Raw genomic sequence first — 13,963 nt, forward strand, 5'->3', positions numbered from 1 at the left:
CTCACTGAACTCTAAGAATCCAGTGCGCGTCTATGACTGTGACGGACAGTACGACCCGGACAATTGATGTATTACGATTCTGGTTGCGCGTTCTCTTTCTCGCGACGATTGCTTCCCCAATCATCGCCGGCGAAAACGAGAACACGCTCGCTGCCATTGAATCGCCATCACCCGAGTTTCGTCAATCAGATCACGGTCCGCTGACCGTTCCACTTCCTGTCGAAGATGTGGACGAAGAAGTCAGCCTTGAAGCGGAAGAGTTCAGTAACGATTCCTATATCGGCTCTTCGAGCGAAACGTTACCCAGCACGACTTATTGCCCGGACGGATACTGGATCGTCAGCAGCCGCAGAAGTGTGCAGACCATTCACCACAAGAATCGTCCTGCATGGGGTTTGGATGCGTATTACTGTCCCGGAAATGGACAGATCGTCGGCTCGAACCTTGCATCACTGAAGGCTCAACTCGTTCCCGGAATTCCTGTGTGCGTCTTCTCACATGGAAGTTTCGTGACCTTCGAGAGTCAAGCCCAACAAGCCGCTCGCGCCGCAGCTTACTTTCGAAGTGCAGCCAACGGTCAGCCGCTTCAGTTGATTTTCTTCACCTGGCCCAGTGACGGACCTTATTCTTACATCGCCCCGGTCGATGTCACCGTGCGAGGCAAACGTGCCGAGTTCAACGGCTTTCACATGGCGACACTGATTTCATCGATCCCGGAATCGTGCCCGGTGACTGTCATTGGTCACAGCCACGGCAGCCGCGTCGCCTTAGCTGCCATGCAGCTGGCATCTGGCGGTCCGGTTCAAGACCACTACTACACTGGTTCGATCGGCAACTCTCGTCGCCTGCGTGTGATTCTCGCTGCGGGAGCCATGGACCACAATTGGTTGAATCCCGGAGAGCGTTACGGCGTGGCACTCAATCGCGTGGAATGCTTACTCAACCTGCGAAACCAGAACGACCTCGCACTCGCCTGGTACCCGCTTTCACGTCCCTTCGCAAAACGCGCAATCGCACGGTCAGGGATTACATCGCGAGACATGCGAACCCTCGGATACAACGCCCAGAAAATCCGACAGGTGGACATTACCAACCGCCTCGGATCGAATCATCAGTGGCCGGAATACTATTCCGATCCAGTTGTGCTCGGGACGATTCTTCCGTATCTCGTTTCTTTCTGAGAACGTTTCTCTGACGAAGTCCCTTCTACCAGCCTGCAGTATCGTCGCTGCCATGAATGAGTGGATGCTGAAGCACTAACGCGCAGAAAAAAAGTCGCAACTCAACGAATTGAATTCATGAGTTGCGACCAATGTAGTGAGCACTTCAAAACAACCGCACGACAAACGATCGGTGAATGCGTCGAAATTTGTCGACTCTAGAAACCGACTGGCACAATCGTTCGTCGCGGGTGCAAATTCATAGTCGGTTTAGAACGCTCCGCCAATGTTGATGTAAGCGTGGACATGTGGAGCCCCTCGGAAGTGCCAGACGAACTGAGGCCCTTCGATTCGCCAGATGTCCCAGACCTTGTCGCTTGCAAGATCACCTTGCTGATAGAAGGCCATGCGTAGTTCTTCAACGCCGCCCATGCCTTCGAGGATTTGCATCACTTCTGCTTTGTCTTCCTCGCGGTAAGGGGCCAGCAGCACGCCGAGTGTCTCTTTGACGAGTTGCTTCTGATCATCGGACATCGTCCCGACTTGGATTCCCGGGTAGTGGGGATCTTTTCTTTGAGTCAAGACCGCTGCTTCTTTTGGTGCTGATTTCAGCAATGCCGATTTTCGCTGATCGCTGTCGAGTGCTTCGAAGACACGATTGGTCTGCTGAGTCTGGTAGAAGTAAATGTTCTCTTCCGGTTTTCCTTCTTCACCGTGACCGTAGACGATCGGCCCACCGAAAGCGGCTTTGTCGACGCTGTTGCCATCTGCTCTCAAGGTGAGATGACGTCCGGTCAGCTCGAATTGAAACTTTTCCTCATTGGGATTTCCGAAGACAGCCACGCTGTAGAAATCGATTCCTCCATCATCGAATTCGGTCTGTTCGACCAGACGTTCGTACCCGTCGGGACTTGTCATCCCCTTGACGATTTTGTGGATCATTGCCTGCTGCGAGTCAGTGTAGAAGTCATCACCGATCACAGGTTTCGTGACGTGCCAGTTCGCACTGATCCGCTTGCGCAGCTCATTGTTGAAATCGAAGCAGATTTCCTTCCGCTGTTCAGGTGAGAGTGTCTCATAGAACTCTTGCACAACTGTTTCGGCTGAGCTTGATCGTGATGGAGCTGCGAACAGGCTGGGAGCGAGTGTCGCTGAAAGAGCAGTCGCGCTGGCAGTTTCCAGAAATGAGCGTCGAGTCACTCGTGGTGCGAAGTTCGTCATGGCAGTTCCTTGTTGAATCGTTGTTAGGGAAGGGACACACTATGCACGTCAGCCTAGTCGTCGACACTTTCTGTTGAGCGTGCGAGATGTCTTCTCGCACTCAAATGTCGATCACTCCAGCGTCTTTGGCTCAACATTTCGCTTCGGGACTTGAGGATTGAATATGGAGTTCCTTTGAACTCCCTTCAACTTGTGATCTCACGCTATCTGCCGAAGCAAAACGTCCTGCGATCATATAACAATCGACTGATCAAAGCACGTCCGGATTCTGGAAATGATCCACAGCACACGCTTCGGGAGGCAATCGAGTTCAATGCGAGGCTGCCCATCGCGAAGCAAATTTAATTGGCTAGAACAAGTTGCTCTTTCCTGTGCACTCGCTTGCGCTGTTTCATGAGATAAAACGCTGAGCTTGCTCGTGCGAGCGATTGCAAACTAAATCAGAAAGTGTGCTAGTCACCGTCAGCAGTGAGACGATCGAATGCTTCTCGAATCGCACTGTTGTCCGCATCTCCCAGCCCAGCCCGGACACATTGTTCCAACAGAACGGAATGCAACACTGAAAACGGAGTCCGCGCCCCCGCCTCCGATGCAGTGCTGAGAATGATTCCGACGTCCTTGAGGTGTTGTGCCAACTTTGCCTGCGGTGACCAGTCACGTTTGACCATCTTCTGTCCCTTGGACTGCATCACCGACGACGCAGCAGGGGACTGCTCAAGAATCGACAGAGTTCGTCTGACATCGAATCCAAGAGACTCTGCGAAAGCGAGTGCTTCTGCCAGAACTGCTCGATTCAATCCGAGCAAAAGATTGTGCACTAGCTTGAATCGTGTCGCTTCCCCGATCGCTCCGAGTTCAAATTGTTGAGGAGCAACTTTGCGTAGGATCTTTCTTTCGTCGCTGGTCAGGCAATCGGCGCCGCCGAGAAAGATGATCGCCGATCCATCGCTCACCTGCTGGCTCGATCCAGCGACCGTCGCTTCCACATATTGAATTCCAAGTTGTTTCAATTGTTCAGCATTCGCGATGACTTCATCCGGTCGACCGGTTGTCGTATCGATGATTGTGCGAATCGCTGTCTGTTGACTTTGATTCCTAAGAGCGTGCAACTCTGTGATCACGTTGGCCACGACATCGCTATTCGGAAGACACAGAAACACCAGCTGCGACCGCAAGGCGACCTCTTTAATCGACTGAGATGGCGTCCCCCCGCTTTCTGCAAAACTCTCCACTTGAAGAGGATCGCAGTCGTACCCATGAATAGACGACGTCCCGTGCAGCAGCCTGTTGGCAATGGCCGTCCCTAGCAAACCAATCCCGATCAACCCGATCTCAGGTGAATTCTGATTCATTTCCGCCTACTCCTTCTCCTGAAAACCCCTCCATCTCGTCCCTGAAAGATTGCCTCATCAATTTTGTATTGCCTTCGAATTGTTCTATTTCTGTGGTCGTTTTATTCAAACAGTCATCCGGCCGAATCTTGTTGTTCGAAACTTCGATATAACGCCAAGAATTCACTTGCGAGGAAATTGACGACGAAAATGGCCCTTCGTTCTTTCATTGCTGTGAAACTGGTGCTCACCCGACTTTCTCTTCCCACAAAATCAGCCGAACGGCAGCCTCGAGTTTAACACACATTGGCGTCCACTGATGAAAGTCATATACTCAGCATATCGATTTCTCAGGAGTTCCACCTCCTGCCTGCCGCCATCCTCGTATGAAGTGACACACTCATGCACCACTCGGCGTTTGCTCGATCTATCACGTTGTCCTGCATCGGACTTTTCTTGCTGGCTGGAGTCTGCCAAAGCGAAGATCCCGTTTTCTCAGGACCTCAGCCCGGAGAGCCACTCCCTTCGCTCACCGTCAAAGGAGTGTTGGGCAAGAACGCTGGAAAGACCTTCGATGCCATGGAACTCGCCGGTGACAAACCAGTTTTGATTTTCTTTGTTCACGAACGAACACGCCCCGCGTTTGGACTGATGCGGGCCATCATGGACTATGCAAAAAGTCGAAGCGAAGACGGACTGGTCAGCGCTGCCGTGTTTCTGACCAGTGATCCAACCGAAACGGAAAAGTGGATGACCGGAATCCAGCGTTATTTTCCGGAGTCGGTGGAGTTCGGATTGTCGCCCGACGGAATTGAAGGCCCTGGCGCTTACGGATTGAATCGAAATGTTTCCTTGACCGTTCTGACGGGTCGAAACGCGAAAGTCACTTCGAACTTCGCACTGATCCAACCGAGTGTGCAAGCCGACGGTCCGAAGATTCTCAAAGCCATCGTCGACACAATTGGAAGTGGTGAAGTGCCGGATCTTGCCTCGCTCGATGGAACCAGGATGGACAGTCGTTCGCAGCGAACAATGTCAAATAATGACGACCCCAACATGAGACCGCTGTTGCGAGATCTCATTCAACGCGATGCCAGTCAAGCCGACGTTGACGCTGCTGCGAAGAAGATCGAAGACTATGTGAAAGAACACCCCGACGCACGAAAACAACTTGGTCGAATCTCAACCACAATTGTCAATTCCGACCGGCTTCCGAACTATGGAACCGAAGCTGCGCAGAAATGGCTGAAGACCTGGGCCGAGAAATTTGGCTCGTCTGAAACCGAGCAGAAACAACCGAGCGATTCCCCCGAAAAATCTCGTCAATAATCGCACTGAAGAAATGACATGCGACCGAATTGGGTCTACTGGATCTGTTTGACACTCTGTGCTGGGACAACCTTCGCGGAACCGCCCTCTGTTTCGGAAACCGGACAAGACCTCGTCGATTTCGATACGGAAATCGTCCCGGTCCTGACTCGATTCGGATGCAACTCCGGAGCATGTCATGGGGCTGCTGCCGGACGTGGAGAGTTGCATCTCTCGCTCTTCGGAAGTGACCCCGGTTTTGACTTTCAATCGCTCGCCCGAGAATTTCAGGGTCGCAGAGTCAATCTTGTCCAGCCAGACGAAAGTTTAGTCCTGACGAAGCCGACCGAAGTACTGCTGCACGGAGGGGGAACGCGTTTCGATGATGAGAGTGACGCCGCGGATCTCATTCGAAGATGGATTCGACAGGGAGCTCAACGGAACGAGAGTCGAACGCTGGAGTCTTTTGAAATCGCCCACCACGAAATCGCGAAAGCGGATGAATCGACAACGTTTTCGATCTCCGCAACCGCAAAATTTGATGATGGTTCCACAGTCGACGCCACCCCGTGGACAGTGATCACAGTCGACGATCCAGATGCGGTTCGAATCGACTGGCAAACGTCTCGGGTCCACGTAACACGCCCCGGACGCCATGTCGCCATCGCCAGATTTCTCGATCAAGTCGTTCCGGTCATCTTCCTCGTTCCATTCGAAAGTGATTCGAATCGTCAGAAGGAAACTGAGGGTTCGAATTTCATCGATGACTCCATCAACTCTTTGTTGACCGAATTAAGAATTCCCGCCAGTGAAGAATCTTCAGACTCCGAGTTTCTTCGACGATTGACACTCGATCTGACCGGAAGACTTCCGACTCCTGATGAAGTTTTACAATTCGCAGGTGACTCATCGACCGAGAAAAGAACCGCGGCGATTGAACGAATGTTGGCCTCCGATGAGTTCACCAACTACTGGACATTCTTGCTCTCGCAATGGCTGCGAATTCGAGCTGATCCTCAGGATGTTGAAGGGGCTGAGACTTATCATGCGTGGCTGCATCAGCAAGTCGCAGACGAAATTCCATTCACCGAAATCGCTGCTTCCTTGTTGCTTGCAGAGGGAGACACGCACGATGTCGGTCCCGCGAACTTCTATCGAACGGTTAGCGGACCGCGGGAACAGGCCGAGTTCGTTAGCGAATTTTTCATGGGCAGCCGACTGCGCTGCGCGAACTGTCACGACCATCCGCTCGATCACTGGACACAGGACGACTATCACGGTTTAGCAGCCATTTTTGCAGAAGTCACTTCAGGCCGAATCGTTGAAACGAAGGCTAACGCTGAAGTCATTCATCCCAAGACCGGGGACGCCGCCGTTCCCAGAATTCCGGGGGAACGCACACTCGAAAGCGCCGAACATGGCCGATCGACCTTCACGAACTGGTTGACCAGCGAAGAGAATCCTTACTTCGCAAGAACGATCGTCAATCGTGTCTGGAAGGAGTTTATGGGACGCGGCTTGATCGAACCGACCGATGACATCCGTTCCACAAATCCTCCCACTCATCCAGAACTTCTAGAGCAACTGGAATTCGAATTTCGCCGTTCGAACTTCCGCTTAAAGCCTCTCATTCGGCTGATCGCTAGCAGCGACGCCTATCAAAGAAGCTCACGTCCTCAACCAGACAACGTGTTCGATCAACAGTTTTATTCGCACGCGCTCAGTCGTCCGCTCTCTGCGGAAGTGATGTGCGATGCCATCTCCGACGTTCTCGGACTTCCCGCTCAATTCGGGGACAGACCCCTTGGAACACGAGCGGTTGAGTTGGCTTATCCTCAGATCGAATCGAAGGAACTGGACGTTCTCGGACGATGTGACCGAACCGAGTCATGCGAAGGAAGCGAGAGCATGACGGGGGGATTGCCACGATTCTTGCATCAGTACAACGGGGAACTCATCAACACACGACTTTCGCACTCAACGGGTCGATTGACAGACCACCTGCGATCCGAAGACTCCACTGAAGCGATCATCGAAGAATTTTACCTGCGTGCACTTGGGCGCGTTCCAAGTGACAAGGAATGGAGTTTCTGGCGTGATGAACTCAAAGATTCCAGCAATCCGAGAGAATTCCTCGAAGACGTCGTCTGGAGCCTCTGCACGTGTCAGGAATTTCGGACGAATCATTGACCGTTCGCAAAGCGAACAGGATTTCCCAAGATGTCAGACAGTCGATCGAAATTACCACTTGAACAAAAGAGATGGACACGCAGGAACGCTCTGCAGGTAGGAGCACTGACGGCGTTTGGTCTCAGCTTTGGCGATGCACTCCGCCTGCAGCGACTGAGCAGCGCTGCTGATTCTCAAACTCCACAGCCCGCGAAATCGTGCATCCTGATCTGGCTGGACGGAGGACCAAGCCATCTTGAGACCTTCGACCTTAAGCCCAATGCGCCAAGCGAAGTCCGTGGTCCCTTGGAATCGATTTCAACATCGCTGCCCGGAATCGGAATTAGCGAATGCCTTCCGAAAACCGCAACGCTCCTCAACGAAATCGCGATCATCCGATCGATGACCTCTCCGCTGGGAGAACATAATCTCGGCACACACTACATGATGACTGGATACAAACCGAGTTCGGTCCTTGAGTATCCAACGTTTGGAGGAGTCAGTGCTCACTTGCTGAACTCCGAGTCAGTGCTTCCTCCAAATGTGGCCGTTCCAGACTTTCGAGTCGGAGGCGGAAAGCTATCGGGCGGAGGATATCTTCCCATTCAAACGCGTCCGTTTTCTTTAGGAGCCGACCCTTCGAAACCGGACTTTCGAGTCCGCGATTTGCGAATCTCGCGCGGGCTGACTCTCGACCGATTGAATCGCCGCCGCCACTTTACAACCGAACTCGACCGCATGAACAGCATCGCGAACGGGCAGCGGAGTTCTTCAAACGTGGTCGACCCGGACTTAGAGCGGGCGTTTGATCTCATCTCATCCAGCGAAGCACAGGCAGCCTTTAACCTTCAAGACGAACCCGCGGAAGTTCGTTCGCGGTACGGTCCGAAGTCGGTCGGTCAGAGTTGCCTGCTAGCACGACGACTGATTGAGAATGGCGTCCGCTTCGTTACCGTCAATCATCACGGATGGGATACACACAACGACTTGTATACTCGACTGAAAGAAGGCTACACAGGAGCCCGAACTCCAGTCGGTCTCATTCCTTCACTCGATCATGCTTTGTCAGCACTTATTCAAGATCTGAAAGATCGCCGACTGCTGGATGAAACGCTGATCATCGTGATGGGAGAGTTTGGAAGAACGCCTAAGCTGAATGTGAATGGAGGCCGCGATCATTGGCCGCGAGTATTTAGCGTCGCACTCGCCGGAGGCGGAGTTCGAGGAGGGCAAGTCATCGGAGCCAGCGATGCATCCGGTGAGTCTCCGAAGGATCGCCCCGTCACTCCGAGTGACCTCGCTGCGACGATTTATACGCTTCTGGGCATCGATCCGAAACTCGAACTTCAAACGCCTGACGGACGTCCTGTTCGCTTAACGCCTCCGGAAGCTCAAGTCGTGAACGAACTGATTGCCTGACCCTGTGACGTGAGAATTCTTGTGTTGAGATTGACGTTACTGCTCACTCTATTGCTTCCAAATTCAGTTCTCAAAGCAATTGAACCACCTGTTACTTTGATCGTTTTCTCGCCCGATCACACGAAATTGGTCACTGGTTCTCAGCGTGGGGTCGCAATCCGAACACTGGACGATTTCGCGATTGAGGAAGAAGTCGCTGTTCCGTTTTCGGCTGTTCATGCATTGGCGTTTTCACCCGACGGCAAGTCATTAGCCATCGCTGGCGGCAACCCGGGAGAGAGCGGACAAATTCAACTGCTGGACTGGCCCACTCGAAATCCGGAAGGGTTACTACATCCACATGAGGATTCGATTTACGACATCTGCTGGTCCCTCGATTCCCGAACCATCGCTTCCGCCAGCATGGACAGACACGTCGCACTGAGCGATGTGAAAGCCGACAAGCCATTGCAACTCTTCGAAGGACATTCCAAGGGTGTGCTGTGTCTCCGATTTATTGATCAAGACAAATTGCTCGTCAGCTCGGGAATCGATCAGAATCTACGGGTCTGGAACCCAGTTGAGGCAACCCTGATTCGATCGCTCAACAATCATCGCAAGACAGTAACCGGGCTGAGCGTTCGTCCGGAATCCCCGGGGCTTCCCATGATCGCTTCGATCAGTGAGGACAGAACGGTGCGGTTCTGGCAGCCAACAATTGGCCGCATGGTTCGATTCCTCGAACTGGAAGAGTCGCCGATTGCAATTCAATGGCGACCAGGTCACGACAGCATTGTCACCGTCACAGCTTCAGGTCGAGTCTTTGAAGTTGACTCAATCTCGACAAAGATCTTGTTTGAAGAGCAAAGCGATCTTTCATGGTGTACATCGCTGGCAGTCCACCCGAACGGACAGGTCCTTTATCTCGGTGGACAGAATGGTCAGCTACGAAGAGTCACTCTTCCTGAAACGGCATTCGACCGATAACGCTGCCTGCGTGATGAAGTGCTGGTCCCGCACGTTCGCTTCAACACGAAGCGAGCCATCAGGCAAGCCCAGCCAGTTTTCGCCCGGACCAGAACACAGCGAGCAAGAGAATCATCAGTCCTCCCCAAAGTGGATGAGCCCACACTCTCAGGCGACGCGCGATGGGCTCGGGTTCCTCAAGTTGAGAGAGCTGGTCAACGAGTTGTTTCATTTGAGAAGGATCAGTCACTTCTCCCCGGCTGATCGTGGCGATTTCGCGAAGCACATCGACTCGGGCTGGGTCGCCGATCACTTCCCGTTCACCGCCGGTCACAGAGATCGTCGTCTCAAGCTGGGCACCGGTCTCGGTGCAAGTTGTCAGCACCGTGTAGTTGCCGCCTTCTTCGGGAGTAAACATGCCGGTAAACAGCCCCCACGATTCCTCATCCGTTGTCTGCAATCGCAGCGTCTCGACCTTGCCAGAGGGAGAAGTGATCTGAGAGACGACAGTCCCGGTTTGCAATGGCTCTCCTGATGGTCCGGAAACATTGGCATTCAGTGTCAGAACGTTGCCTGCTTCGGGACGATCCGGCGAGTAGAACAGCCTCATCGATTCGCCTTGCGACATGTTCCGCTGGTACGCCATCCAACGCACAACCTGTCCCCAGAACCGATAGTGGTACAAGTCTTCGACACCCTTTCGCCAGCGCCAAGCTCCGTCAGTCCCCATGAAGAGCACCTTGCCTGTCCCGAAGGTGCGCGCGACGATCAACGGCACTCGTCCGAATCGAGTCGATTCCGTTTCGTGAACCGCGAGGACCTCTCCGCCGATCTTTGAACGAAGCGCGGATGCATACCACTGAAAGCCTGGAAGATTGCTCCAGACCTGTTCGTTCTCACGTTCATTCACTTCTAATCGAGTGAGTTGGCTGCGTCGGCCACTTTCCGTGAGCGAGAAACGGGCCGGTACGGGAAGCCCGTGACCACGCGGACTCGCCGCATCAACAATGACCGGATACAGCTCCTCCAGCTCAGTTGCGAGCAGGGTCTCCTGCTTTCCACGGAAACCAGGTAAAAAGACCAGACCGCCAGCATGATTTCTCACCAGCTGCCGGATCTGTTCGGTTTCTTCAATCGTTAGCTGCGAAGCTTCGACTCCGACATCACCGAGAAACACGACGTCGTAATCGAAGAGTTCTTCTTCACCCGGAAACTGTTCGAGATAACCGCGTCCGCCCCCGACACTTTCCAGATCGGGATGAAACAACAGGCAGTGAACATCAACACCGGGATCGCGTTCGAGGGCATTGCGGAGATAGCGGTACTCCCATCGCGGATAGGATTCCACAATCAAAACCTTGAGTGTTTCGTTTTGAATTTTGATGGGAAACTCGATGAAGTTGTTCTCAGGATTCGACTCTTCATCCGCAACCGGAATCTCGAGTCGAAGCGTGTAGTCGCCGGTCTTTGTTGGACGCCAGTTGAGCGTATCGCGGAACTCTCCCATCCCTTGCACACGGACTGTTTTCGATACCGGAGCATCGTTGGTCCCGGTCAGAGTCACGGAGAGTTCCTGAGCTTTGGGAAGCCAGTTGTTGATTCGAAAAGGAATTCGCATCGTCTTGCCAGCGATTCCGAAAGTCGGTGCATCAATATTCACAAGCTGAACATCGGGCAAACGATCTTCGCTCCCGACTGCCACGGCGAAGACGGGAACATTCCGCATTCGCAATTCCGTCGCTGCTTCGGCCGGCGTCGTTCCTGTGTTCCAGTCCCCATCTGAAATCAACACGATCCCTCGAAGATTGGAGTGCAGCCCAAAAGCTGACTTCAAGGCTTCATTCAAATCCGTTCCGCGAGATGCATCCGTCAGAGTGGACGAAAACGGTTCGAAGACGACCTTTATCTGATCGCTCATCCCGGTCCATATCTCGGGGAGATCGACGTCTGCTTCCTCAGAGCTTTCGGAAGTCGGGTCACTGTCGACATTCGCCGACTGGACAAATTCCTGGATTCGATCCATACGGCGCAGCGGTGTTCCAGCGGGCCTTTCAGGATCGATCACATCCTGCGTCTGCATGCTCTCCGACACATCGTACATCACCACCAGAGTCGGTTGTTCTTCCGGCTGGTATTCCTGCGTCACTTCAGGTTGATTGAGGGTCAGGATAGCCATCAGCACCAGCAGAAATCGCAGAGCTTCCAGAATACCCATCGACCGCGTAAAGCCACTTCGACGCCAACTGATGAAGCAGCACCCGGCTGCCAGAAGCAGAACGAGCACCGAAATCAGCAGGGTTGTAGCAGTCCAATGAAACGTCATACCGATGTCATGACTGGGGTTTGAGTGATAGTGGTGGCAGCAGTCTCTCGATCAGGCAGACATAGAACGGCCTCCAGCAAAAGCGCAATGATCATTGCGATCAGAAATGTTCTCCAGACTTCATTCGCGAGTGCAGACTGACTTCCAGCCTGATCGTCGATGATGACGTAATTCAGCCCACTCAAGACCTGTTCGAGACTCTCTTCCGAGACGATCGCCCCGGTGTCCTCCGCCAGCGGTCGATTGATCGCCACCAGCGAATCCTTCGACTGATAGACTCCCGAATTAAATGGACGCTGAGAAACGAGAACTTCCGATGTCGAATCGTCGAGAGGAACCCAATCTGAGACGTCCTGAAAGCTCGTCGCACCAGCAATGAGGTTGCGAGAGGCTCCGAGGACCGCCGCGCCACTCGCCAGTGCCCGATGCGTCATGATGAAAAAGACGATGCCGTTGTCGGCCAGATTTGAATGAGGAGACATCGGCAATGTTGTGCAGAAATAAGCCGCTCCTTGGGTCGTCACAACTCTCGACAACAGCGGAACACCGTCACCGAGTTGAGCCAGCATCGTGGATTCCACAGCTTCGAGGTCACAATATTTACGAACTACAATCTCTCCAACCGGCAGCGGAGTGCCGCTCATTGAGTTGGCGAGAAGATCAGAATCGGTCCGCCAGCGCTCGACAGAAAATCCGTCCACCTCCGACGACTCAATCCAATCTCCCCACTTTGCACCTAGAAATTCTGCATCGGTCGGGATTCCTGGTGGGAAGAAGATGACCGTTCGGCCCGACCGGACAAATGCCTCCAGTTGAGCAGCAATTGCCGCGTCGGGAAGGGGAGCTTGCCATAAGATCAAAGCTGTTTCATCCCATGGAAGTGCTGCCGTTTCAGAAGATGACATCGTCACGGTTTCATACGTCAACGTGCGATCGACCGGAGTTTGCGCAGCGAGACGAAAGAGTTCCGTGTTGTCGGGATCATCAGAGACAATCACCGTTTGCTGAGTCGCGGGTTCCGCGTATGTCAATTCGTATGAGTTATCACCGGGATTGTCGTCGCCCGGGATTTCGAGTCGTCCCCAGCCTTCCTTGGATTCGCGATCAATCGGAATCGTATATCCGTTGCGAACCATCTCTGTGCCTGCGATCTCGACGTCCAGCGTTGACCTGGCTCCGTTGATGACGAAGCTGATCGGAACAGCTCGATCAATTTCTTCATTGGAGTCGCGGGTGAGCTTCAGGTCCATCACCAGTTCCGCACCGCCGGACGTTTCACGTCGGTGAACGCCTGAAACACTGACAGCCAGATTCGATGGAGAGACTTCGGGATACGAGAGCAAGTAAAATCGGAGACCTTCTCGATCTGACAGCTGAGAACGGATCGCTTCCCAGCGTCCTCCAGAGGGATCCCAGTCGTTTTGTCGAAGATCAGAACAGACCCAGATATCTGTGCGACCACTTTCATTGGCAATCACGTAGTCCGCCACGGACTGCAGTAGACTCGGAATATCACTCGCCATTGATGTCGGGCCGGTCTGAGGCAGATCAGCGAGATCGGCTGCTGATGTCAATTCGAGCGGTTCCAGACTTGTTGTTTCGAAAAGAATCAACCGGGAATCGCCGCCGGTCTCCGCAAGCAGTTGCGAGAGTTTCTCGAGAGCGGTTTCCCGTTTCGAGAGTGAGGTCCCCGGTCCTTTCTGTTCCATGCTGACGGAGCGATCGAGAACAATGATCGTCGTTTCCGGAGCACTCCCTGATGTCAGACCCAGCCATCCGCCAGCCATTGGCCGACTGACAGCGAATATCAATCCGGCAATCGCCAGCATGCGTGCAAGCATAATCAACAGATAGCGGAGCCGAGCAATGCCCTTCGACATGCGTTTCGCTTGCACCAGAAACATTGTCGCTGCCCAATGGATCGTCTTGTGTCGATTCTGATTGATCAAATGGATCAGAATCGGCAGCGCGATCAGCGGGAGTGCAAACAAAATGTACGGCTGCAGGAATGTCATAAAGTCGTCCGTCGAATCGACGCAGCTTCTCAGGCTTTAATTTCAATGGATGCACACAAACTGCACGAGAAT

9 protein-coding genes are annotated in these 13,963 nt (G+C 53.3%); 5 read left to right on the forward strand and 4 right to left on the reverse strand.

Annotated features, from left to right (window positions below):
• Window positions 1-32: 32 nt before the first annotated feature.
• Complete coding sequence (locus tag AB1L42_RS01800; protein ID WP_367050532.1) at window positions 33-1,181, forward strand: alpha/beta hydrolase; 1,149 nt, start codon at window positions 33-35, stop codon at window positions 1,179-1,181.
• A 249-nt stretch (window positions 1,182-1,430) separates the two neighbouring features.
• Here the strand turns inward: AB1L42_RS01800 and AB1L42_RS01805 are convergent, their stop codons facing one another.
• Both AB1L42_RS01805 and AB1L42_RS01810 read right to left on the reverse strand, forming a co-directional pair.
• Window positions 1,431-2,381, reverse strand: a complete 951-nt coding sequence (locus AB1L42_RS01805; protein WP_367050534.1) for a DUF3500 domain-containing protein — start codon at window positions 2,379-2,381, stop codon at window positions 1,431-1,433.
• A 452-nt stretch (window positions 2,382-2,833) separates the two neighbouring features.
• Window positions 2,834-3,733 (reverse strand): NAD(P)-dependent oxidoreductase, encoded by a 900-nt coding sequence (locus tag AB1L42_RS01810; RefSeq protein ID WP_367050536.1) that lies wholly within the window; start codon window positions 3,731-3,733, stop codon window positions 2,834-2,836.
• Between the two features lie 381 nt (window positions 3,734-4,114).
• On the opposite strand from AB1L42_RS01810, the gene AB1L42_RS01815 reads away from it, so the two are divergent.
• From AB1L42_RS01815 to AB1L42_RS01830, 4 genes are read left to right on the forward strand one after another with little or no spacing between them, the layout of a single operon-like run.
• A complete protein-coding gene (locus tag AB1L42_RS01815) occupies window positions 4,115-5,041 on the forward strand; it encodes a hypothetical protein (protein WP_367050538.1) in 927 nt (308 codons plus the stop codon).
• Window positions 5,042-5,059: 18 nt separating this feature from the next.
• The gene (locus AB1L42_RS01820) at window positions 5,060-7,210 is read left to right on the forward strand and encodes a DUF1553 domain-containing protein (protein ID WP_367050540.1); all 2,151 of its coding nucleotides are present in this window, start codon (window positions 5,060-5,062) and stop codon (window positions 7,208-7,210) included.
• Between the two features lie 30 nt (window positions 7,211-7,240).
• The gene (locus AB1L42_RS01825; RefSeq protein WP_367050542.1) at window positions 7,241-8,608 is read left to right on the forward strand and encodes a DUF1501 domain-containing protein; all 1,368 of its coding nucleotides are present in this window, start codon (window positions 7,241-7,243) and stop codon (window positions 8,606-8,608) included.
• Window positions 8,609-8,632: 24 nt separating this feature from the next.
• On the forward strand, window positions 8,633-9,574 hold the full coding sequence (locus AB1L42_RS01830) for a hypothetical protein (protein WP_367050544.1): 942 nt from the start codon (window positions 8,633-8,635) through the stop codon (window positions 9,572-9,574).
• Between the two features lie 58 nt (window positions 9,575-9,632).
• Here the strand turns inward: AB1L42_RS01830 and AB1L42_RS01835 are convergent, their stop codons facing one another.
• Both AB1L42_RS01835 and AB1L42_RS01840 read right to left on the reverse strand, forming a co-directional pair.
• Window positions 9,633-11,876 (reverse strand): hypothetical protein, encoded by a 2,244-nt coding sequence (locus AB1L42_RS01835; protein WP_367050546.1) that lies wholly within the window; start codon window positions 11,874-11,876, stop codon window positions 9,633-9,635.
• On the reverse strand, window positions 11,873-13,891 hold the full coding sequence (locus AB1L42_RS01840; protein ID WP_367050548.1) for a BatA domain-containing protein: 2,019 nt from the start codon (window positions 13,889-13,891) through the stop codon (window positions 11,873-11,875). The genes AB1L42_RS01835 and AB1L42_RS01840 overlap by 4 nt, the downstream gene beginning before the upstream one ends.
• Window positions 13,892-13,963: the final 72 nt, after the last annotated feature.

Origin of the sequence: Thalassoglobus sp. JC818, assembly GCF_040717535.1 — a bacterium.
Taxonomy (GTDB): domain Bacteria; phylum Planctomycetota; class Planctomycetia; order Planctomycetales; family Planctomycetaceae; genus Thalassoglobus.

Coding starts and splice junctions, on each gene's coding strand:
- AB1L42_RS01800 (WP_367050532.1), top strand. CDS start 33: ATGACTGTGACGGACAGTACGACCCGGACAATTGATGTATTACGATTC.
- AB1L42_RS01805 (WP_367050534.1), bottom strand. CDS start 2,381: ATGACGAACTTCGCACCACGAGTGACTCGACGCTCATTTCTGGAAACT.
- AB1L42_RS01810 (WP_367050536.1), bottom strand. CDS start 3,733: ATGAATCAGAATTCACCTGAGATCGGGTTGATCGGGATTGGTTTGCTA.
- AB1L42_RS01815 (WP_367050538.1), top strand. CDS start 4,115: ATGCACCACTCGGCGTTTGCTCGATCTATCACGTTGTCCTGCATCGGA.
- AB1L42_RS01820 (WP_367050540.1), top strand. CDS start 5,060: ATGCGACCGAATTGGGTCTACTGGATCTGTTTGACACTCTGTGCTGGG.
- AB1L42_RS01825 (WP_367050542.1), top strand. CDS start 7,241: ATGTCAGACAGTCGATCGAAATTACCACTTGAACAAAAGAGATGGACA.
- AB1L42_RS01835 (WP_367050546.1), bottom strand. CDS start 11,876: ATGACGTTTCATTGGACTGCTACAACCCTGCTGATTTCGGTGCTCGTT.
- AB1L42_RS01840 (WP_367050548.1), bottom strand. CDS start 13,891: ATGACATTCCTGCAGCCGTACATTTTGTTTGCACTCCCGCTGATCGCG.